The 21,216-nt window shown below is 61.3% G+C and carries 17 protein-coding genes; 6 read left to right on the top strand and 11 right to left on the bottom strand.

The window, feature by feature from the left end; translation table 11 throughout:
• Positions 1–54: 54 nt before the first annotated feature.
• Genes ccoP through ccoN form a run of 4 tightly spaced genes read right to left on the bottom strand, consistent with a single transcriptional unit; the run spans position 55 to position 3,254 of the window.
• The gene (gene ccoP, locus AD666_RS25615; RefSeq protein ID WP_053158757.1) at positions 55–1,005 is read right to left on the bottom strand and encodes a cytochrome-c oxidase, cbb3-type subunit III; all 951 of its coding nucleotides are present in this window, start codon (positions 1,003–1,005) and stop codon (positions 55–57) included.
• A complete protein-coding gene (locus tag AD666_RS25610) occupies positions 1,002–1,205 on the bottom strand; it encodes a cbb3-type cytochrome c oxidase subunit 3 (protein WP_053158754.1) in 204 nt (67 codons plus the stop codon). The genes ccoP and AD666_RS25610 overlap by 4 nt, the downstream gene beginning before the upstream one ends.
• 5 nt (positions 1,206–1,210) lie before the next feature.
• Positions 1,211–1,819 carry a cytochrome-c oxidase, cbb3-type subunit II gene (gene ccoO, locus AD666_RS25605; protein ID WP_053158751.1) on the bottom strand — a complete coding sequence of 203 codons (609 nt, stop codon included), beginning with the start codon at positions 1,817–1,819 and terminating at the stop codon, positions 1,211–1,213.
• A gap of 10 nt (positions 1,820–1,829) precedes the next feature.
• Entirely contained in the window at positions 1,830–3,254 is a 1,425-nt protein-coding gene (ccoN, locus tag AD666_RS25600; protein WP_053158748.1) for a cytochrome-c oxidase, cbb3-type subunit I, read from the bottom strand.
• Between the two features lie 96 nt (positions 3,255–3,350).
• Between ccoN and AD666_RS25595 the strand changes: the two genes are divergently transcribed.
• Positions 3,351–4,043, top strand: coding sequence for an alpha/beta family hydrolase (locus AD666_RS25595; RefSeq protein WP_053158745.1), 693 nt, complete (start codon positions 3,351–3,353; stop codon positions 4,041–4,043).
• A 150-nt stretch (positions 4,044–4,193) separates the two neighbouring features.
• On the opposite strand, the gene AD666_RS25590 is transcribed toward AD666_RS25595, so the two are convergent.
• The 3 genes from AD666_RS25590 to acnA form a co-directional block, all read right to left on the bottom strand.
• Positions 4,194–5,759 carry a PAS domain-containing methyl-accepting chemotaxis protein gene (locus AD666_RS25590; protein WP_053158742.1) on the bottom strand — a complete coding sequence of 522 codons (1,566 nt, stop codon included), beginning with the start codon at positions 5,757–5,759 and terminating at the stop codon, positions 4,194–4,196.
• 219 nt (positions 5,760–5,978) lie between these two features.
• Complete coding sequence (locus tag AD666_RS25585; RefSeq protein WP_053158739.1) at positions 5,979–6,767, bottom strand: CPBP family intramembrane glutamic endopeptidase; 789 nt, start codon at positions 6,765–6,767, stop codon at positions 5,979–5,981.
• A gap of 224 nt (positions 6,768–6,991) precedes the next feature.
• On the bottom strand, positions 6,992–9,733 hold the full coding sequence (gene acnA / locus AD666_RS25580; protein WP_053158736.1) for an aconitate hydratase AcnA: 2,742 nt from the start codon (positions 9,731–9,733) through the stop codon (positions 6,992–6,994).
• Positions 9,734–9,905: 172 nt separating this feature from the next.
• Here acnA and rlmM point away from each other — a divergent pair, with 172 nt between their 5' ends.
• Positions 9,906–11,000: a 23S rRNA (cytidine(2498)-2'-O)-methyltransferase RlmM gene (gene rlmM, locus AD666_RS25575; protein WP_053158734.1), complete on the top strand. Its 1,095-nt coding sequence runs from the start codon at positions 9,906–9,908 to the stop codon at positions 10,998–11,000.
• A 167-nt stretch (positions 11,001–11,167) separates the two neighbouring features.
• Positions 11,168–11,419, top strand: coding sequence for a sulfurtransferase TusA (gene tusA, locus AD666_RS25570; RefSeq protein ID WP_053158731.1), 252 nt, complete (start codon positions 11,168–11,170; stop codon positions 11,417–11,419).
• Here tusA and AD666_RS25565 read toward each other — a convergent pair.
• Positions 11,416–12,819 carry an MATE family efflux transporter gene (locus AD666_RS25565; protein WP_053158726.1) on the bottom strand — a complete coding sequence of 468 codons (1,404 nt, stop codon included), beginning with the start codon at positions 12,817–12,819 and terminating at the stop codon, positions 11,416–11,418. The two genes, tusA and AD666_RS25565, sit on opposite strands and share 4 nt — an antisense overlap.
• A 193-nt stretch (positions 12,820–13,012) precedes the next feature.
• On the opposite strand from AD666_RS25565, the gene pdxB reads away from it, so the two are divergent.
• Positions 13,013–14,155, top strand: coding sequence for a 4-phosphoerythronate dehydrogenase PdxB (gene pdxB / locus AD666_RS25560; RefSeq protein WP_053158723.1), 1,143 nt, complete (start codon positions 13,013–13,015; stop codon positions 14,153–14,155).
• A gap of 66 nt (positions 14,156–14,221) precedes the next feature.
• On the opposite strand, the gene AD666_RS25555 is transcribed toward pdxB, so the two are convergent.
• Complete coding sequence (locus AD666_RS25555; protein WP_053158721.1) at positions 14,222–14,401, bottom strand: PA1571 family protein; 180 nt, start codon at positions 14,399–14,401, stop codon at positions 14,222–14,224.
• Positions 14,402–14,622: 221 nt separating this feature from the next.
• On the opposite strand from AD666_RS25555, the gene AD666_RS25550 reads away from it, so the two are divergent.
• Positions 14,623–16,395 carry an ABC transporter transmembrane domain-containing protein gene (locus AD666_RS25550; RefSeq protein ID WP_053158717.1) on the top strand — a complete coding sequence of 591 codons (1,773 nt, stop codon included), beginning with the start codon at positions 14,623–14,625 and terminating at the stop codon, positions 16,393–16,395.
• Positions 16,396–16,512: 117 nt separating this feature from the next.
• Here the strand turns inward: AD666_RS25550 and AD666_RS25545 are convergent, their stop codons facing one another.
• Positions 16,513–18,441 (bottom strand): transglycosylase SLT domain-containing protein, encoded by a 1,929-nt coding sequence (locus AD666_RS25545; RefSeq protein WP_053158714.1) that lies wholly within the window; start codon positions 18,439–18,441, stop codon positions 16,513–16,515.
• Between the two features lie 224 nt (positions 18,442–18,665).
• Between AD666_RS25545 and AD666_RS25540 the strand changes: the two genes are divergently transcribed.
• A complete protein-coding gene (locus AD666_RS25540; RefSeq protein ID WP_053158711.1) occupies positions 18,666–20,585 on the top strand; it encodes an ATP-binding cassette domain-containing protein in 1,920 nt (639 codons plus the stop codon).
• Positions 20,586–20,715: 130 nt separating this feature from the next.
• On the opposite strand, the gene AD666_RS25535 is transcribed toward AD666_RS25540, so the two are convergent.
• Complete coding sequence (locus AD666_RS25535; protein ID WP_053158708.1) at positions 20,716–21,156, bottom strand: universal stress protein; 441 nt, start codon at positions 21,154–21,156, stop codon at positions 20,716–20,718.
• Between the last annotated feature and the right edge of the window lie 60 nt (positions 21,157–21,216).

The raw sequence follows: 21,216 nt of genomic DNA, 5'->3' as shown, positions 1-21,216 counted from the left end.
CAGGCAAGCGAACAACCGCATCCGAGTGAATGCGGTTGTTCGTGTGGTCAGGATTTATTCGCTTTTGCGTTCAGCCAGGCGCTCGGCACCTGAAGGGTGGGACAGGCTGTAGACGTACGCTGCGAGCAACTGCACTTTGTCGTTGCCGAGCAGTTCGTTCTGGGCCGGCATGTGACCCTGACGACCGTGGCGGATGGTTTGCTGCAATTGCGCCAGGCTGGTGCCGTAGATGAAGCCCGCCGGTTGCGTCAGGTTTGGCGCGCCCATGGCTTCGGTACCCTGGCCATTGGCGCCGTGGCAGGCGACACAGGTGTTATTGAAGGCCTGCTTGCCGGCTTCCAGGTCGGCGCCGCTGTCCGCTGGCAACGGCAGGCCGGCCAGGTCATGACGCACATAGGCGGCTACGTTCTTGACCCCGGCATCGCCCAGCACCTCGCCCCAGGCCGGCATTGCCGCCATGCGACCACCCATGATGGTGGCCTTGATGGTTTCGGCATTGCCGCCCCAGCGCCAGTTGCTGTCGGCCAGGTTCGGGAAGCCGAATGCCCCCTTGGCGTCCGAACCATGGCAGACCGAGCAGTTGGAAGCGAACAGGCGACCGCCCATTTTCAAGGCCTGCGGGTCCTTGGCGACTTCTTCAACGGGCATCGCGGCAAATTTGGCGAAGATCGGTCCGAATTTGGCATCGGCCTTGGCCATTTCCTTTTCCCATTCATGGGCGCCGGTCCAGCCGTTCTCGTAGCCGGGCAGAACGCCTTTCCAGTTGCCCAGGCCCGGATACAGGATCAGATAACCAACAGAAAATACCAGGGTGCCGGCAAACAACAGGAACCACCATTGTGGCAATGGGTTGTCGTATTCCTCGATGCCATCGAAGCTGTGGCCCATGGTCTGGTCGACGCTGCCCTTGGTCTCGCCCTTACGGGTGCCGATCAGCAGCCAGGTCAGGCCGATAAGGCTGCCAAGGGTCAGTACGCAGATCCACGTACTCCAGAAGGTGGTCATGGCCGGGTACTCCTTGTTGCAGGGTCTTGAGGATTGACGATATCGGCTGACGGCTCGTCGGCGAACGGCAGCAGGCGCGCCTGGGCGAATTCCGGGCCGCGCTTGCTGCTGAAGACCCACAGGATCAGGCCGACGAAGGCGACGAAGACCACGACCGTGCCCAGGCCTCGGATCATTCCAGTGCTCATTTCAAGAAACATGGGACTCACCTCTTGCTCTTGATGGCAGTGCCGAGCACTTGCAGGTAGGCCACCAGTGCATCCATTTCGGTCTTGCCCTTGAGGGAGGCCACGCTGCTGGCGATGTCGTCGTCGGTGTACGGCACGCCGAGGGTGCGCATGGCGCGCAGCTTGCCTTCGGTGTGGCTGCTGTCGACCGCCTGGTTCACCAGCCACGGATAGGCCGGCATTTTCGACTCGGGCACGACGTTGCGCGGGTTGTACAAGTGGGCGCGGTGCCAATCGTCGGAGTAACGCGCGCCGACCCGGGCCAGATCCGGTCCGGTACGCTTGGAGCCCCACAGGAACGGATGGTCCCAGACACTTTCACCGGCCACCGAGTAGTGGCCGTAGCGCTCGGTCTCGGCGCGGAACGGACGGATCATCTGCGAATGGCAACCGACGCAGCCTTCACGGATATAGATGTCGCGGCCTTCCAGTTGCAGGGCGGTGTAGGGCTTCATGCCGTCCACCGGCTTGTTGGTCACGTCCTGGAAGAACAGGGGGACGATCTGGGTCAGGCCACCGATGCTCACGGCCAGGACCATCAGCAGCATCAGCAGGCCGACGTTCTTTTCAATTGTTTCGTGTTTCATGGTGGACTCCTCAGGCCATCTGCGCGGCAGCGGCAGCTTCGGCAGGCTGGTAGGCCCGCACGGTGCGCCAGGTGTTGTAGGCCATCAGCAACATGCCGGCGAGGAAGATGGCACCGCCCGCCAGTCGCACGACGAAGCCTGGGTGGCTGGCCACCAGGGTTTCGACGAAGGAGTAGGTCAGGGTGCCGTCCTCGTTCACTGCGCGCCACATCAGGCCCTGGGCGATCCCGTTGACCCACATCGAGGCGATGTAGAGCACGGTGCCGATGGTGGCGAGCCAGAAGTGCGCGTTGATCAGGCCGATGCTGTGCATCTGCGTGCGGCCGAAGACTTTCGGGATCATGTGGTACAGCGCGCCGATGGAGATCATTGCCACCCAGCCGAGGGCGCCGGCGTGTACGTGGCCGATGGTCCAGTCGGTGTAGTGGGAGAGGGCGTTGACGGTCTTGATCGCCATCATCGGGCCTTCGAAGGTCGACATGCCGTAGAACGCCAGGGACACCACCAGGAAACGCAAGATCGGGTCGCTGCGCAGCTTATGCCAGGCGCCGGAGAGGGTCATCATGCCGTTGATCATGCCGCCCCAGCTCGGTGCCAGTAGGATCAGCGACATCACCATGCCCAGGGACTGCGCCCAGTCCGGCAGCGCGGTGTAGTGCAGGTGGTGCGGACCGGCCCAGATGTACAGAGTGATCAGCGCCCAGAAGTGCACGATGGACAAGCGATAGGAATACACCGGACGCTCGGCCTGTTTCGGCACGAAGTAGTACATCATTCCCAGGAAACCCGCGGTGAGGAAAAAGCCCACGGCGTTGTGGCCGTACCACCATTGCACCATCGCGTCAGTGGCCCCGGCGTATACCGAGTAGGACTTGGTGAGGCTCACCGGCAGTTCCAGGTTATTGACGATGTGCAGGATCGCCACGGTCAGGATGAAGCCGCCGAAAAACCAGTTGCCCACGTAGATGTGCTTGGTGTTGCGCTTGGCCACGGTGCCGAAAAACACGATGGCGTAGGCGACCCAGACGATGGTGATCAGGATGTCGATCGGCCATTCCAGTTCGGCATATTCCTTGGAGCTGGTGTAGCCCAGCGGCAGGCTGATGGCCGCCAGCAGGATCACCAGTTGCCAGCCCCAGAAGCAGAATGCAGCGAGCTTTGGCGCAAACAGCTGGGTCTGGCAGGTGCGCTGCACCGAATAGAACGAGCTGGCGAACAGGGCGCAGCCACCGAAGGCGAAGATCACCGCGTTGGTGTGCAACGGGCGCAGGCGGCCGAAGCTGGTCCACGGTAGATCGAAGTTGAGCTGTGGCCAGACCAATTGGGCAGCGAGAAAAACCCCGAGCCCCATGCCGACGATGCCCCACACCACCGTCATAATGGCGAATTGGCGGACCACCTTGTAGTTGTAGGCGGTACTGATAGAAGTGTTCATGGTTCCCCATCCACGGTTCAGCCGAAGAACGCGCCCGCGCAAGGCAGTACGGCATTCTTCGCCTGGAGTTATAGGCAGACTGAAAGCGAGGCAAGCATGGACAAACAGCACAAGGCCAGTATTGACGGGGATCAATGGGCGGAGTGTGTGACTCGACACGGCTGGCTATGGACGGTTGCGCAACCGGGCTTCAGCGTCGAGCCCCCGACCCTGATCCTGGCCCACGGCGCCGGCGCGCCGATGGACAGCGGTTTCATGGGTGAGATGGCTACGCGCCTTGCCGCACATGGGGTGAACGTGTTGCGCTTCGAGTTTCCCTACATGGCCCAGCGACGCGCGGACGGGGGCAAGCGCCCGCCCAATCCAGCACCGAAACTGCTCGAGTGCTGGCGTGAGGTGTACGCCATGGTGCGGCCCTATGTCGCGGGGCGACTGGCCATTGGCGGCAAGTCCATGGGCGGGCGCATGGCAAGCCTGGTCGCCGATGAGCTGGGCTGTGACGCGCTGGTATGCCTGGGCTATCCGTTCTACGCGGCGGGCAAGCCGGAGAAACCGCGGGTCGAGCATCTGGCGGGGTTGAAGACCCGGGCCTTGGTCGTCCAGGGCGAACGCGATGCGTTGGGCAATCGTGAAGCGGTGCAGGGTTATGCACTGTCATCGAGTATCGAAGTGTTGTGGCTGGCAGCGGGGGATCATGATCTGAAGCCGCTGAAGGCTTCGGGGTTTACTCATGGGCAGCATCTGGAGACGGCGGCCCAGGCAGTGGCCGGGTTTCTTCAGCGCAATTGAGGGTGTCTGTACCACACTCATCGCGAGCAGGCTCGCACCCACAGGGAAATGCATTCCAATGTGGGAGCGAGCCTGCTCGCGATAGCGGTATCCCTGACAGTAGAAAACCCGGAGGCTCTCGCTGTCCGGGTTTTAGCAAGCCAACTGACGTCAGCGGTTAAACCGCTCCACCAACGAATACTGCGTATTGGCCGTGCGGGTCAGTTCTTCGCTCAGCAGCGCCGAGCTGTGCGCCTGTCCCGAGGTCTGGTCGGCCAGTTCCGAAATATTGCTGATGTTACGACTGATCTCCTCGGCTACCGAGCTTTGCTCCTCGGTGGCGGCGGCGATCTGGGTAGTCATGTCGGTAATGTTGGCCACCGCTTCACTGATGCCCACCAGCGCTTCGTCTGCTTCCATGACCCGCGCCACGCCTTCTTCAGCCTGGCGGTGACCTGCGTCCATGGTCTGTACCGCATTGTTGGCGGTCTGCTGGAGCTTGGCGATCAAGGCGTGGATTTGCCCAGTGGATTCGCTGGTACGTTGTGCCAGTTGCCGCACTTCATCGGCCACCACGGCGAAGCCACGGCCCATTTCGCCGGCACGGGCGGCTTCGATGGCGGCATTGAGGGCCAGCAGGTTGGTCTGGTCGGCAATGCCCTTGATCACGTCCACCACGCCCCCGATCTCGTCGCTGTCCTTGGCGAGCTGGGTCACGGTCTCGCCAGTTTCTCCGACAACCTTCGACAGGCGTTCGATGGCCTCGCGGGTTTCCCCGGCGATGTCACGTCCGCGGCCAGTGAGGCGATTGGCTTCCTGGGTGGCGTCGGCGGTGCGCTGCACGTGGCTGGCGACTTCCTGGGTGGTGGCGGCCATCTGATTGACCGCGGTGGCTACCTGTTCGGTCTCTACCCGCTGACGCTCAAGGCCGCTGGAGCTGTCATGGGCCAGGGTGTTGGACTGCCGTGCCTGGTCGTTGAGGTGTTCGGCGGTATCCTGAAGGCGGGTCAGACAGGTCTTGAGGCGCGCTTCCTGGCTGAGGATCGACATTTCCAGGCGTGCCTGGACGCCACGGCTGTCCGTGTACATCTGGGCAATCAGCGGATCAGAAGTGGTCTGTTCCGCCAGGCGGAGCAGGCGTTTGATCCCGCGTTGCTGCCATTGCAGGCCCATCAGGCCCAGGGGCACCGACAACAGGGCGGCCAAGGCAAAGCCCCAGGAGGAATTGAGGAACGCGCCCACGACGAAGCTCAATTGGCTGACCAGGATGAACGGCAGCCAGTCCTGCAGCACGGGTACCCACTTATCGGTGCGCGGTACCGCCGGCTTGCCCTGGTTGATGCGTCGATAAAGCGCTTCGGCCCGCGCGATCTGTTCGGCGGTGGGCTTGACCCGCACCGATTCGTAACCGACCACCTGGTTGGCTTCGAATACGGGCGTGACGTAAGCGTTGACCCAGTAATGGTCTCCGCTCTTGCAGCGATTCTTGACGATGCCCATCCATGGCAAGCCCTGTTTCAGGGTGTTCCACATATGGGCGAACACGGCCGACGGGACGTCGGGGTGGCGCACCAGGTTGTGGGGCGAACCGATCAGTTCTTCCCTGGAAAACCCACTGATTTCGACGAATGCATCGTTGCAGTAGGTGATCACTCCCTTGGCATTGGTGGTGGAGATCAATCGTTGCTGGGCCGGGAAGGTCCTTTCGCGTTGTGTAATGGGTTGGTTGTTACGCATGGTGTGTAGATCCGCAAGGCTTTGAGAGGTTGTCGGCGCAGTCAGCTTTAAATTGAGGTAATTTTTACCCTGCGGTCCTAGGCTCTGTCTGAAAAGCCTTGATACTCGTTCATGCTGCGTTGAAAACCGGCTCGGAATGCTCATTTACTCCAGTAAACTCCGCTCCCTCGCCGATTTTCGCCTTGCCTGACCTTCGTCTCAAGACTTTTCAAACAGAGCCTAAGCCAGCATCGGATAGGTAAACAGGGCGAAATGCAGTAGGTTCAGACCGAAATGAGTGGCAATCGCCGCGCCGAGGCCGCCGAACCGATACGCAAGGCCGTAGCCGACCCCCGCCAGGCCCGATAGCAGTACCCATTGCCAACCCGCGCCGACGTGTACCAGGCCGAACAGCAACGAAGCCAGGAGCAACGCCAGGTTGTCGCCATGGGCCAGCTGGCTGAAGCGACGGCTCAGACCTCCCTGAATGTAGCCACGAAACAGCGCTTCCTCCACCACCGTGACCAACAAAAGATTGTTCAGCATCCACAGCCAGGCGTGATCCGGCCACTTCGGCGCCCATTGGATCATCCCCAGCAGGATCGCTCCGCCCAGGGCCAATACCGCGCTCAGCGTCAGGCCGAGGGCGGTTGCATAAACAGACAGGCGAAACGTAGGTCGTCCGACGATCCACGGGCAGGCCAGCAACAACCAGAAGCCAATCAAGGGCTTGTCCTGATTGAAATACATGGCGAACGGCACCGCGTCATCGGTCAGGCGTTGCGCCGGGATGGCCCGACCGTTGAAAAAACCGGGCATCCAATGCAGTGCCAGCGCCAGGGCCATGATCAGGAACAGGGCGTGCCCCAGAAACCGGCCCACAGGCGTCAGCTGCTGGCGAGCTGCATACCCGGCGAACAGCAGCAGCGCGACCGAGATGGCGGCTGTCCAGGCCAATTGGCCGTAAGCCAGCGCCAGGCAGTAACCGATGGAAAGCAGGGCCAGATAGGGCCAGGGTAGAGCGGGCATAAAACGTCCTTTTAGGCTGTGAAGCTTCGGCGAGAATGGCCGCCGCGTCTACGACGCTGCCATCTCGTGCAAAGAGCACATTTGTATCCATACGGATTTATGCGTAGGAATGGAAAAGTCGCTGCCGGACTCAGGTCCTTGAGCGCCGGCCGCGGGGGGATTATAAGAGGATCCAAACGAAAACACCGCCCGAAAAAGGCGGTGTTTTGGTAGGACAGGTCCTTTCAGGCTGCAATCAATTGCCGTAGGACATAGTGAAGAATGCCTCCCGCCTTGAAATATTCCACCTCGTTCAAAGTATCGATCCGGCACAACACTTCGATGCGCTCCTGGCGACCGTCTTCGCGGGTGATCACCAGTGGCAGATTCATCCGCGGCGTCAGTTCAACGTCGCTGAGGCCGAGGATGTCGAGGGTTTCCCGGCCGGTCAGGTTCAGGCTCTTGCGATTCTGATCGAGCTTGAACTGTAACGGCAGCACACCCATGCCCACCAGGTTGGAACGGTGGATGCGCTCGAAACTTTCGGCAATCACAGCCTTGACGCCCAGCAGATTGGTGCCTTTGGCGGCCCAGTCCCGACTCGAGCCGGTGCCATATTCCTGGCCGGCAATGACCACCAGCGGCGTGCCCATGGCCTGGTACAGCATCGCGGCGTCGTAGATCGGCATCTTTTCGCCGCTGGGAATGTAGATCGTGTTGCCGCCTTCTTCACCACCGAGCATCTCGTTGCGGATGCGGATGTTGGCGAAGGTACCGCGCATCATCACCTCATGATTGCCGCGCCGTGAGCCGTAGGAGTTGAAGTCCCGAGGCTCCACGCCCTGTTCGCGCAGGTAGCGGCCGGCCGGGCTGTCGGCCTTGATGTTGCCGGCGGGAGAGATGTGGTCGGTGGTGACTGAGTCTCCGAGCAGAGCCAGTACCCGGGCGCCTTCGACGTTCCGGATGGTCGGAGGCGGGCCACCGATGCCGTCGAAGAACGGCGGATGCTGGATGTAGGTCGAGTCCGGCTGCCAGACATAGGTCGCCGCTTGCGGCACCTCGATGGCCTGCCATTGCTCGTCACCGGCAAACACGGCGGCGTATTCCTTGTGGAACATCCCGGTGTCCACCTTCGCCACGGCATCGGCCACTTCCTGGCTGCTGGGCCAGATGTCCCGTAGATACACGGGCTTGCCGTCCCGGTCGTTGCCCAACGGTTCACTGCTGATGTCGATGCGCACCGTGCCGGCCAGGGCATAGGCCACTACCAGCGGCGGTGAGGCCAGCCAGTTAGTCTTGACCAATGGGTGTACGCGGCCTTCGAAGTTGCGGTTGCCGGACAATACCGATGCCACAGTCAGATCGGCTTTCTGGATAGTCTTTTCGATCGGGTCCGGCAACGGCCCGGAGTTACCGATGCAGGTCGTGCAACCGTAGCCCACCAGGGCAAAACCCAGTTGATCCAGGTATTCAGTCAGGCCGGCAGCCTGATAGTAATCGGTGACGACCTTGGAGCCTGGCGCCAGGGAACTCTTGACCCATGGCTTGCGCGTCAGGCCTTTCTCCACCGCTTTTTTCGCCAGCAGACCGGCCGCCATCATCACGCTCGGGTTGGAGGTGTTGGTACAGGAAGTGATGGCGGCGATGACGACCGCACCGTTCTTCAGGCGATAGGTATGGCCTTCGAATTCATATTCGGCTTCCCCCACCTGATCGGCATTACCCACCGCGACGCCTCCGCCGCCTTCGCTTTCCAGGCGGCCTTCTTCCTTGCTGGTAGGTTTGACCTGCAGGCCCAGGAAGTCGCTGAAAGCCTGGCCGACGTTGGGCAACGCGACTCGGTCCTGGGGACGCTTCGGTCCCGCCAGGCTGGCTTCGACGCTGCCCATGTCCAACTCCAGGGCGTCGGTGAATACCGGTTCCTGGCCGGGCAGTCGCCACAAGCCCTGGGCCTTGCAATAGGCTTCTACCAGTTTCACGGTTTCTATCGGTCGTCCCGACAGGCGCAGATAGTCCAGTGTCACCTCGTCCACCGGGAAGAAGCCGCAGGTGGCGCCGTATTCCGGGGCCATGTTGGCGATAGTGGCTCGGTCGGCCAGGGGCAGGTCGGCGAGGCCATCGCCATAGAACTCGACGAATTTTCCCACCACGCCTTTCTTGCGCAGCATCTGGGTGACGGTCAGCACCAGGTCGGTGGCGGTGATGCCTTCGCGCAGTTTACCGGTGAGCTTGAAGCCGATGACTTCGGGAATCAGCATCGACACCGGCTGGCCGAGCATGGCCGCTTCTGCTTCGATCCCGCCTACGCCCCAGCCCAACACGCCAAGGCCATTGATCATGGTGGTATGGGAGTCCGTACCCACGAGGGTGTCCGGGAACGCATAGGTGCGGCCGTCTTCTTCGCGGGTCCACACGGTGCGTCCCAGGTATTCGAGGTTGACTTGATGGCAGATGCCGGTGCCCGGCGGGACCACGCTGAAATTGTCGAAGGCACTCTGGCCCCAGCGCAGGAAGGCGTAGCGTTCACCGTTGCGTTGCATTTCGATATCGACGTTCTGTTCGAACGCCTGACGGCTGGCGAACCTGTCCACCATCACCGAGTGGTCGATCACCAGGTCCACCGGCGACAGCGGGTTGATCCGCTGGGGGTCGCCGCCGGCCTGCTCCACGGCGGCGCGCATGGCGGCCAGGTCGACCACGGCGGGGACGCCGGTAAAATCCTGCATCAGCACGCGTGCCGGGCGGTACTGGATCTCTCGGTCGGAACGGCGTTCCTTGAGCCAACCGGCCAAGGCCTTGAGATCGGCGCCGGTAACGGTTTTTTCGTCTTCCCAGCGCAACAGGTTTTCCAGCAACACCTTGAGGGACATGGGCAGCCGGTCCAGGTCGCCCAGGCTTCGGGCGGCATCCGGCAGGCTGAAATAGTGGTAGGTCCTGGCGTCGATTTGCAGCGTCTTGAGGGTTTTCAGGCTATCGAGGGAGGGCATTGAAATCACTCCTTTGGGTCCGCACGGCTACGGACTGACGGGACGGACAGAGCCTTTAACCTAGCCCTGTTTTAAGCTTCTGACCAATCACTGGACTGTGCGGGCAGGTTCGGGGTTCCGAACTCCGCTATCATGCGCCGATTTTCGTGACAGGCTTTGCTACGGAGTTTCAATGAACACGCTTTTCATGCACTGCCGGCCGGGCTTCGAAGGCGAGGTCTGTTCGGAGATTGCCGAACACGCCGCCCGGCTCGATGTGGCCGGATACGCCAAGGCCAAGCCGGCCAGCGCCTGCGCCGAGTTTGTCTGCACTGAAGAGGGCGGTGCCGAACGGCTGATGCGCGGCCAGCGTTTCGCCGAGCTGATTTTTCCACGCCAGTGGGCACGCGGCTTGTTCATCGATCTGCCGGAAACCGATCGCATCAGCGTTATCCTGTCTCATCTGGCCGCGTTCCCGACCTGCGGCAGCCTGTGGCTGGAAGTGCTGGACACCAATGATGGCAAGGAGCTGTCGAACTTCTGCAAAAAATTCGAAGGGCCGTTGCGCAAGGCGTTGACCGGTGCCGGCAAGCTCGTCGATGACAAGGATAAGCCGCGCCTGCTGCTGACCTTCAAAAGCGGCCGTGAAGTGTTCCTCGGGATGGCGGAGGCGGGGAACTCCGCCATGTGGCCGATGGGCATTCCACGGCTGAAGTTTCCTCGCGAAGCGCCAAGTCGCTCCACCCTCAAACTTGAAGAAGCCTGGCACCACTTCATCCCTCGGGATCAGTGGGACGAGCGCCTGCACAGCGATATGACTGGCGTCGACCTCGGGGCCGCACCGGGTGGCTGGACCTGGCAGTTGGTCAACCGCGGGATGCTGGTGACCGCCATCGACAACGGCCCGATGGCCGAAAGTCTGATGGACACCGGCCTGGTGCAACATCTCATGGCGGATGGCTTTACCTTCAAGCCGAAACAACCGGTGGACTGGATGGTCTGCGACATCGTCGAGAAGCCGGCACGCAACGCAGCGATGCTGGAAGAGTGGATCGGCGAAGGGCACTGTCGCGAGGCGGTAGTCAACCTCAAGCTGCCGATGAAGCAGCGATACGCCGAAGTGAAGCGCTTGCTCGAGCGTATCGCAGAAGGCTTCAAGGCCAGGGGGATCAAGGTCGAGATCGGTTGCAAGCAGCTGTACCACGATCGCGAAGAGGTGACGTGTCATCTGCGGCGGCTGGAGAGCAAGAAGCCTGTGGGAGCAAAGCTTGCTCGCGATAAACGATAACGCGGTCCTTGTGCAGATCGAGTCGCCTGCATCGCGGGCAAGCCTTGCTCCCACAGGCCTTGCTCAAATAGGCCTTGCTCCCACAAGGCCTCCTACAGGCACGTTAAGCGAAAGGTGACCGCACGCCGACATTGCGCGACAATACCGCCCGGTTTCAGGAGTAGATCATGAGTGAAATGAACGATACGCCGGTCGACGGCACACTGGATGCCTCCGGTCTCAATTGCCCGGAGCCGGTGATGATGTTGCACCAGCACATCCGCGACCTGGTGCCTGGCGGGCTGTTGAAGGTGATTGCCACCGACCCCTCGACCCGCCGTGATATTCCCAAGTTCTGTGTGTTCCTCGACCACCAGTTGGTGGCCCAGGACGAAGAGAACGGCACCTACCGCTACTGGATCCGCAAGAAGCTCGCTTAATCCATCGAGCGGCTGATGCGGATCTGCCTGCGTGCGCTGCGGGCCAGTCGGATCGACAGCATCAGCGCTGCGCAGCTCAAGCCCACGATCAACCCTTGCCACAATCCGCTCGGGCCGCTGGCCGCGCCCAGCCAGTCGGTCAGGCCCAGGGCGTAACCCACCGGCAAGCCAATGCCCCAATAGGCGAACAGCGTCAGGATCATCGTCACCCGGGTGTCCTGATAGCCGCGCAACGCGCCCGCGGCCGTTACCTGGATCCCGTCTGAAAACTGGAACAATGCCGCGTACACGATCAGCATGGATGCCACTTCGATCACCACCGGATCGGCGGTGTAGATCGAGGCGATCGGGCCGCGCAACCCGAACATCAGGCTCGCTGACAGGCAGGCGTAAGCCAGGGCGGTGCCCATGCCGACGCCGGCGGCAAACCGCGCCTCCCGGGGCTGGCGTCGCCCGAGAGCCTGGCCGACCCGAACCGTCACGGCCATGCCCAGAGAATAGGGGATCATGAACACCAGGGAGCTGAAATTCAGCGCGATCTGGTGCCCGGCCACCACCGTGGCGCCCAGACTGCCGATCAGCAGGGCAATCACCGCAAAAATACTCGACTCGGCAAACACCGCAATACCGATGGGCAGGCCGATGCCCAGCAGTCGCTTGATCACCGGCCAATGTGGCCAATCGAAGCGACTGAACAAATGGCTCGACTGATAGGCCGGTGCCCAGCGCGCCCAACCGGCCATGCCCAGGGCCATGGCCCACATCACGATGGCCGTGGCCCAGCCGCAGCCGACGCCGCCCATGGCCGGTACGCCCAAATGACCATAGATAAAGATGTAGTTGAACGGAATGTTCAGAGCCAGCCCGCACAACCCTAATACCATCGCCGGTCGCGTACGGCCCAGGCCGTCGCTGAAGCAGCGCAGCACATGATAAAGCGCCACTGCAGGCAGGCCCGTGCCAATGCCCCGCAGATACTCCATACACGGTCCGATCAGCTCAGGGTCCACTTTCATGATGTGCAGGACCGGTTCGGCGCTGAACAATGCCAGCGTTGCGAGCAACCCTACCGCCAGCGCCAGCCACAGCGCCTGGCGCACAAGGGGACCGATCTCGTCAAAGGTCCCGGCCCCGAAGCGCTGGGCAACTTTTGGGGTGGTGGCCAGCAACGTACCGGTCATCAACAGGAACACCGGCACCCAGATCGAATTGCCCAGTGCCACCGCCGCCAGGTCCCGAGGACCGACGCGTCCCGCCATCACTGCATCGACGAAGCCCATCGCTGTGGTCGCCAGTTGCGCCACCATGATGGGCAGCGCCAGGGCCAGCAGGGTCTTGAGCTCCAGGCGAAGCCGGGCCGGGCGGGAAAGAGAGGCAGGGGTGTCGATGACAGGATTCACAGGTAAAACGTCCGAAAGGTAAGCGCAAGGCGGCGAATTCTACGCCTTGACACAACGGTCAGGAAAAAACCTGTGTAGTGGATTTGTAATCGCGGGCAAGCCTTGCTCCTACAACCGCATTCTCTTGCTCTTCGAGTAATGCACTGACCCACCGGAACGCCTACACTGCCCACCCCGCCAAAGGAGCCGCGCCATGCTGATAGTCGCCGATGAAAATATTCCCCTGCTCGATGCATTCTTTGCCGGCTTCGGCGAAATTCGCCGGGTACCGGGGCGAGGCATCGATCGGGCGATGGTCGCCCAGGCCGACGTGTTGTTGGTGCGCTCCGTCAGTCAGGTCAATCGGGCGCTGCTGGAAGGCAGCAGTGTGCGCTTTGTCGGCACCTGCACCATCGGCACCGATCACCTGGACCTGGAGTACCTTGCGCAGGCCGGGATCCGCTGGGCCAGCGCGCCGGGCTGTAATGCCCGGGGTGTGGTGGATTATGTACTGGGCAGCCTGATGACCCTGGCCGAAATCGAAGGTGCGGATCTCGGCCAACGTACTTTTGGTGTCGTTGGCGCAGGTCAGGTAGGTGGGCGCTTGATCAACGTGCTCAAGGGGCTGGGCTGGGCCGTGAAGGTCTGCGATCCACCTCGCCAGGTCGCCGAAGGCGGAGATTATTTCAGCCTGGAGCAGATCATCGAACAGTGCGATGTGATCAGCCTGCACACGCCGCTGACCCGCGATGGGGAGCTGCCGACCTGGCATTTGTTCGACGAGCAACGCTTGAATCGCCTCCGGCCCGGCACCTGGCTGATCAACGCCGCACGGGGGCCTGTCATCGATAACGTTGCGCTACGCAATGTGTTGCTGGAGCGCGAGGACCTGCAAACGGTACTGGATGTCTGGGAGCAGGAGCCGACGGTGGATGTAGACCTGGCCGATTTATGCGTGATCGCTACGCCGCACATTGCCGGCTACAGCTTGGACGGTCGGCAACGCGGCACCGCGCAGATTTACGAAGCCTTGTGCGATTTCCTGCAACGACCGGCTCAAGTCAGCCTTGCCGACCTGCTGCCCAGGCCCTGGTTGGGCGGTGTAACCCTGGATGCCGCAACCGATCCTGCCTGGGCGCTGGCGGCGTTGTGTCGCAGCGTCTACGACCCACGTCGCGATGATGCGGATTTTCGTCGCAGTCTGGTGGGCACGGTCACTGAGCAACGTGCGGCCTTCGACGCTCTGCGCAAGCATTACCCGCCTCGTCGGGAGATCGACAGCCTGAAGGTGCGTATCGAAGGGCAGTCCCCGGCTCTGCAGCGGATCGTCACTGCGCTGGGCGCCATCGCTGTATAAGCTGCCTATCCGGCCACGCACAAAAAACCCGACATCAAGGTCGGGTTCAGTTGAAGACGGGCTGTATCACTTTTGTTCGGCAGGCTTGACCAGTCGTTTTTCCAGCTCGCTGCAAGCTTTCTGGATCATCGCTTCAGTGATCGGTACTTCGCGCCCTTGGGCATCGATGAACGAGCAGCCCAGGGACTGGTCTGGTTGCGTTCGGATCACTTGAATCTTGTCGTCGCTGCTGTGTTGCAAGGACATGGCCTGTCTCCTCATCAGGTTGTGTGCCTAGTTTAGTGTCGCCAGGTGACCGAGCCATGACACTCCTTGTAGGTCCATGGCGACACCATTACTCAAACAGAAACATCGTTGCGTTTCCACCCGGACTTTAGACCGATAACATCTAGCCATTCGTCGTTGTGGTCATATTTAACCTGACTCATTCCGATTCAACGTGGTTCCGCATTATCGGATATTCATTGATGCTTACTTCCCGACATCGTCGTGCCATTGGCTTGGCCAGTGGTTTTATCGCCCCCTACCGCAAGCAGGTCGCCGGCGCCTTGCTGGCCCTCATAGTCACGGCAGCCATCACATTGTCCATGGGCCAAGGGATCCGGTTGCTCGTGGACCAAGGCTTCATGACCCGATCTCCCCATTTGCTCAACCAGTCCATCGGGCTGTTCATGGTCCTGGTGGTCGGATTGGCAATCGGGACCTTTTCCCGTTTCTATCTGGTGTCGTGGATTGGCGAGCGGGTGGTGGCCGACATCCGCCGCCAGGTGTTCAACCATCTGGTGTATCTGCACCCGGGGTTCTACGAGAACAACCGCAGTTCGGAAATCCAGTCGCGGCTTACAGCCGATACCACGTTGCTGCAATCGGTGATCGGTTCTTCGCTGTCGCTGTTCTTGCGTAATGCCTTGATGGTGGTCGGCGGCATCGTGCTGCTGTTCATTACCAACCCCAAGCTCACCAGCATCGTGGTGATTGCGTTGCCGCTGGTGTTGGCGCCGATCCTGGTGTTCGGTCGGCGGGTACGCAGCTTGTCCCGCGAAAGTCAGGACCGCATCGCCGATGTCGGCAGTTATGTTTCCGAAACCCTGGGCCAGATAAAGACCGTGCAGGCCTACAATCATCAGGTCCAGGACGAGCGACGTTTCGCCCTCACCGTGGAGCAGGCCTTCAACACCGCGCGCAAGCGCATCGCCCAGCGGGCCTGGCTGATCACCCTGGTGATCGTGCTGGTGCTGGGGGCGGTGGGGGTGATGCTCTGGGTCGGTGGCATGGATGTGATCGCGGGGCGGATATCCGGCGGTGAGCTGGCGGCTTTCGTGTTCTACAGCCTGATCGTCGGCAGCGCCTTTGGCACCCTGAGCGAGGTAATCGGTGAGCTTCAACGGGCGGCTGGCGCGGCCGAGCGCATTGCCGAACTGCTGCGTTCGGAAAACATCATCCAGCCACCGATCTCTGGCCAGGTGAAGTTGCCTGCTCGGGTGCGGGGGGATCTGCGCCTTGAAGGCGTGCGTTTCTCCTATCCCTCCCGACCTGAAAGCTATGCCCTCGACGGCTTGGATCTGACTGTCCAGGCCGGCGAAACCCTCGCTTTGGTCGGCCCGTCCGGGGCAGGAAAATCGACGGTGTACGATTTGTTGCTGCGTTTCTACGATCCGGCGCAAGGGCAGATTTTCATAGATGAGGTACCGCTCACCCGGCTCGACCCGCTGGACCTGCGCCGGCACTTCGCCCTGGTTTCGCAAAGTCCCGCGCTGTTCTTCGGCACCGTCGAAGAAAACATCCGCTATGGCAATCCTGAAGCGACGTTGGAGCAAGTGCGCAACGCGGCGCGGATCGCCCATGCCCACGACTTCATCGAAAGGATGCCCGACGGCTATCAGACCCATCTGGGCGACGGTGGCCTGGGGCTGTCCGGCGGCCAGCGCCAGCGCCTTGCGATCGCACGGGCGTTGCTGGTAGACGCGCCAATCCTGCTGCTGGACGAAGCCACCAGCGCCCTCGATGCCCAAAGTGAACACTTGATCCAGCAAGCCCTGCCCAGCCTGATGAAGAACCGCACCACCCTGGTCATTGCCCACCGCCTGGCCACGGTGAAAAACGCCGACCGGATCGCGGTGATGGACCAGGGCAGGGTGGTTGCGGTGGGCACGCATCAGGAATTGGTTGTCAGCAATGCGTTGTATGCGCGGTTGGCGGCATTGCAATTCAATGCTGGTCGGGAGTCGGCAACTGACTGAGAACTGCTCTCGTAAGGTCCAGTAACCGACAAAAAATGCCCGTAGCTTTCGATACGGGCATTTTTTTGCTTTTGAGGAACAGCTTGCCGCTTGAAGCTCGACGCCTGCCGCTAACCCTCACTGATCATCAAAATACCGCTCATGCCAGTCAACCAGCGGCTGTGGTGAATTGAGTTTCTGGCCGTAGATCACCGAGTAGGACAGCACGTTCTGCACGTATTGGCGGGTTTCATCGAACGGGATGCTCTCGACCCAGACGTCGAAGCTCAGGTGATCGGCGCCACGCAGCCACTGGCGCACGCGCCCGGGGCCGGCATTGTAGGCGGCCGAAGCCAGTACACGGTTGCCGTTGAACTGACTGTGGACCTGGCTCAGGTAGGCCGCGCCGAGCTGGATATTCTTGTCCGGGTTCAATACCTGCTGTGGCGAGGCCAGGGGGATGCTGAACTTGCGCGCTGTTTCCTTGGCGGTGCCGGGCATCAATTGCATCAGGCCGGCGGCACCGACGCTGGAGCGGGCGTCATCCATGAAGGCGCTTTCCTGGCGGGTAATCGCGAAGACCCAGCTTGAATGCAAGCCACGGACCTTGGCCTCGCGCACGAGGGTATCGCGGTGGGCCATTGGGAACCGGATGTCCAGATCGTCCCAATACTTGGCCTGACTGATGGTGCGGATGGCCGGGAAATACCATTTGAGGTCATAGGCGAGCTTCGCCTGGGCGACCATTTCGTCGCGGTTGAAATGCCGACTGACGTGGTACCACTCCCGGCGCCCATCGACGATTTGCCCGCGGGCATGAAACTCCAGCGCCCGGCGTACCCCCGGGGTATTGCGTACTTTGTTGATCAGCGCCTGGCTCATGACCAGCGGCTTGTTGACAAGGGAGTAGGGCGCCTGGGAGCGGTCGGCGGCCAGGAAGCCATAGAAGTCCCGCTCCCGCGCCAGATGCTTGTAGAGATTCTGCACTTCCGGGTTTTGCGGTTGCGCCAGTTCCAGACTGCGTGCCTGCCAGTAACGCCAGCGGTTGGTGCTGGCCAGCGATTCGGGCAAGCGACGGGTCAATTCATAGGCCTCGTTCCAACGCCCCAGGCGCAGCAGCAGGCGTAAGCGCCATTCCGAGACGGTATCGTCGCGCAGCTCCGGATCATATTTGGTCATTACGTCCAGGGCACGGCTGTCGAAACGCTTGGCCAGGGTCAGGCCGATTTCCCGGGCAATGGCGACCTTTTCATCCCGGGAAAAATGCATGGTGCTGGCGTAGCCGTCCAGCAACGCCATGGCTTTGTCTGGATCCTGGCGGGCGAGGCGGCGAAGGCCGAGGCTGACGATATCGGACATCGGCTCGTCGGCCGGGCTGAAGCGCGATGGCTGGTTGAGCAGCTCGGGTTTCTGCGCCACGTCCACCAGCAATTTGCCGCGGGAGGCGAGCGTGGTCAGACCGCTGACCAGGCTGTTGGCCAGCGGATAATTGCGGGCCTGGGCGGCCAGCTTGGCCCGCTCCCAGCGTCTCTGTTCCGTCAACTGACCCTGTGAGGCCCACAGGCCGAACAGCGCATCGCACGCCTGGGGCTGGGATTTGCCGGTAAGCCAGAGTTTCTCGGTGTTGGCGTAGCCTTCGGCTTTCAGGCCATGGGTGAGCTGGTACTGAGCATTGAGGCAATCCAGCTCGGTGAAGTTAAGCTTGGGATCGTAGTATTTGACGAAGGTCTGCCAGTCACCGCGTTCGCTAAGCCAACGCAACCAGCGCAACTTCATCCAGTTGGCCTGGGGCAGGTCACCGTGTTCGGCGAGGAATTTCTCGATTTCGGCGTTGCTGGCACTCTTGAGGCGTGCGGTCAGTTCGTCATAGGCCAGGTACGGTTCCAGCGGATAATCGCGCAGAGCCTGGCTGTAGCGAAAATACGGGCCGGAGTCGCCCTTGGCCAGGGCACGCTTGGCCTCATCGTAATACTGGCGTTGAGTGGAGATATCCACCGCCTGGGCGGTTTGGACGGCAGTGGCACACACGAAAAGACAAGACAAGACACTAAAAAGGCGACTGCGCATGATACGTCCGGGCAGAAAAAACATGACAAGCCCAAGGGAAAACCCAGGGTAACTGTCTGTAGCTTAGCCTTTTGCCAGCAGGCGGCGAAAGCTTTGCAAGGTTGTCGACGCAAGTTCACGGTATTTGTTGTGCAGAACATGTAAAGAGCCTTTGGGTGACGAAATTGGCGGCCCTGCGAGGTCCCATCTCAGGTAGAATGCGCGCCCGGTTTTTGGAGAAGCTCATGACTCTGCTCAAATTCAGCGATGTGTCCCTTGCGTTCGGCGCCATGCCGTTGTTGGACAAGGTGTCCTGGCAGATCGCCCGTGGCGAGCGGGTGTGCATCATCGGCCGCAACGGCACCGGCAAGTCCAGCATGATGAAGCTCGTCAAGGGCGACCAGAAGCCCGACGACGGCTCGGTCTGGCGTGCACCGGGCCTGAAGATCGGCGAATTGCCCCAGGAACTGCCGGTGGCCGACGAGCGGACGGTGTTCGATGTGGTCGCCGAGGGCCTGGATGGCGTCGGCGCGTTGTTGGCTGAATATCATCATCTGAGCCAGAACATCGTTACCGATGCCGACCTGGAAAAACTGATGCATGTGCAGCATGACCTGGAGGCCCGCGATGGCTGGCGCCTGCAGCAACTGGTGGACAGCACCCTGAGTCGCCTGCAATTGCCGGCCGACAAGACCCTCGCCGACTTGTCCGGTGGCTGGCGGCGCCGTGTCCTGCTGGCCCAGGCCCTGGTGTCCGAGCCAGACCTGCTGCTGCTCGACGAACCGACCAACCACTTGGACATCGGCGCCATCGCCTGGCTTGAAGAAGCCTTGAAGGACTTCCAGGGGGCCGTGCTGTTCATTACCCACGACCGCTCGTTCCTGCAAAACCTCGCGACCCGGATCCTGGAGCTGGACCGTGGTGGCCTGATCGACTGGAACGGCGACTACGCCAGTTTCCTGGTGCACAAGGAAGCAGCGCTGGCGGCGGAAGAAACCGCCAATGCCCTGTTCGACAAGCGCCTGGCCCAGGAAGAAGTCTGGATCCGCCAGGGAATCAAAGCCCGTCGTACCCGTAACGAAGGCCGCGTACGCGCCCTCAAGGCCTTGCGTGTCGAGCGCAGCGAGCGTCGCGAGCGTACCGGCAAGGCCAACATCCAGCTGGAAACCGCCGAAAAATCCGGAAAGCAGGTGATGGTGCTGGAAAACGTCAGCTTCGCTCACCCGGATGGCCCGTTCCTGATCAAGGATTTCTCCATGGTCCTGCAGCGGGGCGACCGCATCGGCTTGCTGGGGGCAAACGGTACGGGCAAGACCACGTTGCTCAAGCTGATGCTAGGCGGCTTGACGCCGACCAGCGGCAAGGTGGAGGAAGGGACGAAAATCGATGTCGCCTACTTCGACCAGTTGCGCCATCAACTGGATCTGGAAAAGACTGTGATCGATAACGTCGCCGAAGGTCGTGATTTTATCGAGATCGACGGTCAGAGCCGTCATGTGTTGAGTTACCTGGGCGATTTCCTGTTCAGCCCCCAGCGTGCCCGGACCCCGGTCAAGGCCTTGTCTGGCGGCGAGCGTGCCCGCCTGTTGCTGGCGAAACTGTTCAGCAAGCCGGCGAACCTGCTGGTACTCGACGAGCCAACCAACGACCTGGACGTAGAAACCCTCGAGTTGCTGGAAGAGGTCCTGCTGACGTTCAGCGGCACCGTGCTGATGGTCAGCCACGACCGGGCTTTCCTCGACAACGTAGTCACCAGCACGCTGGTGTTCGAAGGTGAGGGGCGTGTCCGCGAATACGTCGGTGGGTATCAGGACTGGTTGCGCCAGGGCGGTTCACCGCGTCTGCTGGGCGTGACCGAGAGCAAGTCCGGCAAAGCCGACCTGAACTCGGCCGTGGTCAAGGCCGAGCCCGCTCCGGTTGTGGCGGCAGCGGCTCCCGCACCGGCCAAGAAGAAACTGAGCTACAAGTTGCAGCGCGAGCTGGAAGCCCTGCCAGGCGATATCGATGCCAAGGAAGCGCAAATCGCTGCGGTGGAGGCCGAAATGGCCGAGGCCGGCTTCTACCAGCGTCCTCCTGCTGAAACCGCCAGGGTGATCGCCCATCTGGAGCAGTTGCAGGCGGAGCTGGATGCCCTGGTCGAGCGCTGGGCTGAGCTGGACGCTTGATCGTTCGCGCCAGGATGTTCTGAAACGCAATCTCCTGTGGGAGCGGGCTTGCTCGCGAATGCAGTGCGTCAGTCAATAGTTGTGTAACTGATACACCGCATTCGCGAGCAAGCCCGCTAGCACAAGTTTTTTATGCGCGTTTGACCAGGTGGACCGCCAGCACGTCGCAAGGCGCGCCATGCAGCACGTCATTGGCAGTGGAGCCCAACAGCAGCGCCAGGCCGTGGCGGCCATGGCTGCCGACGACGATCAGGTCGCAACCCTGTTCCTTGGCCAGGTGATGAATTTCCTGGCGCGGCTGGCCGTAGGTCAGGTGGCTGTTTTCACGTTTCAGGTCCGGGTATTTCACGATCAGGCGGTCAAGACGTTCCTTGGCTTGGTCGAACTGTTGCTGCTGCAGCTGGGAAAGGTCCATTGGCACATCACCGCCAAACGCCATGGCCATCGGCTCGACGATATGCACCAGCGACAGCTTGGTGTTTCGACCGTCGCACAGGGCGCGAGCGCGTTTGATGACGGGATCGCATTCTTCAGTGAGGTCGACGGCGACCAGGATGTGTTCGTAGTACATGAAAAGCACTCCAGAGAATTGCGATACGGTTAAGTATGGCTGGTTTCAAGCGCATTGACG

The organism is Pseudomonas sp. Pf153, from assembly GCF_001269775.1.
In the GTDB taxonomy this organism is placed as follows: domain Bacteria; phylum Pseudomonadota; class Gammaproteobacteria; order Pseudomonadales; family Pseudomonadaceae; genus Aquipseudomonas; species Aquipseudomonas uvaldensis.
The sequence above is the reverse complement of the archived record's forward strand: the minus strand, read 5'-3'. Positions and strand labels throughout refer to the sequence as shown.

What these genes read in the sequence shown, in the direction of transcription:
- ccoP (WP_053158757.1), bottom strand. Translation starts at nt 1,005, where the DNA reads ATGACCACCTTCTGGAGTACGTGGATCTGCGTACTGACCCTTGGCAGC.
- AD666_RS25610 (WP_053158754.1), bottom strand. Translation starts at nt 1,205, where the DNA reads ATGTTTCTTGAAATGAGCACTGGAATGATCCGAGGCCTGGGCACGGTC.
- ccoO (WP_053158751.1), bottom strand. Translation starts at nt 1,819, where the DNA reads ATGAAACACGAAACAATTGAAAAGAACGTCGGCCTGCTGATGCTGCTG.
- ccoN (WP_053158748.1), bottom strand. Translation starts at nt 3,254, where the DNA reads ATGAACACTTCTATCAGTACCGCCTACAACTACAAGGTGGTCCGCCAA.
- AD666_RS25595 (WP_053158745.1), top strand. Translation starts at nt 3,351, where the DNA reads ATGGACAAACAGCACAAGGCCAGTATTGACGGGGATCAATGGGCGGAG.
- AD666_RS25590 (WP_053158742.1), bottom strand. Translation starts at nt 5,759, where the DNA reads ATGCGTAACAACCAACCCATTACACAACGCGAAAGGACCTTCCCGGCC.
- AD666_RS25585 (WP_053158739.1), bottom strand. Translation starts at nt 6,767, where the DNA reads ATGCCCGCTCTACCCTGGCCCTATCTGGCCCTGCTTTCCATCGGTTAC.
- acnA (WP_053158736.1), bottom strand. Translation starts at nt 9,733, where the DNA reads ATGCCCTCCCTCGATAGCCTGAAAACCCTCAAGACGCTGCAAATCGAC.
- rlmM (WP_053158734.1), top strand. Translation starts at nt 9,906, where the DNA reads ATGAACACGCTTTTCATGCACTGCCGGCCGGGCTTCGAAGGCGAGGTC.
- tusA (WP_053158731.1), top strand. Translation starts at nt 11,168, where the DNA reads ATGAGTGAAATGAACGATACGCCGGTCGACGGCACACTGGATGCCTCC.
- pdxB (WP_053158723.1), top strand. Translation starts at nt 13,013, where the DNA reads ATGCTGATAGTCGCCGATGAAAATATTCCCCTGCTCGATGCATTCTTT.
- AD666_RS25555 (WP_053158721.1), bottom strand. Translation starts at nt 14,401, where the DNA reads ATGTCCTTGCAACACAGCAGCGACGACAAGATTCAAGTGATCCGAACG.
- AD666_RS25550 (WP_053158717.1), top strand. Translation starts at nt 14,623, where the DNA reads ATGCTTACTTCCCGACATCGTCGTGCCATTGGCTTGGCCAGTGGTTTT.
- AD666_RS25545 (WP_053158714.1), bottom strand. Translation starts at nt 18,441, where the DNA reads ATGCGCAGTCGCCTTTTTAGTGTCTTGTCTTGTCTTTTCGTGTGTGCC.
- AD666_RS25540 (WP_053158711.1), top strand. Translation starts at nt 18,666, where the DNA reads ATGACTCTGCTCAAATTCAGCGATGTGTCCCTTGCGTTCGGCGCCATG.
- AD666_RS25535 (WP_053158708.1), bottom strand. Translation starts at nt 21,156, where the DNA reads ATGTACTACGAACACATCCTGGTCGCCGTCGACCTCACTGAAGAATGC.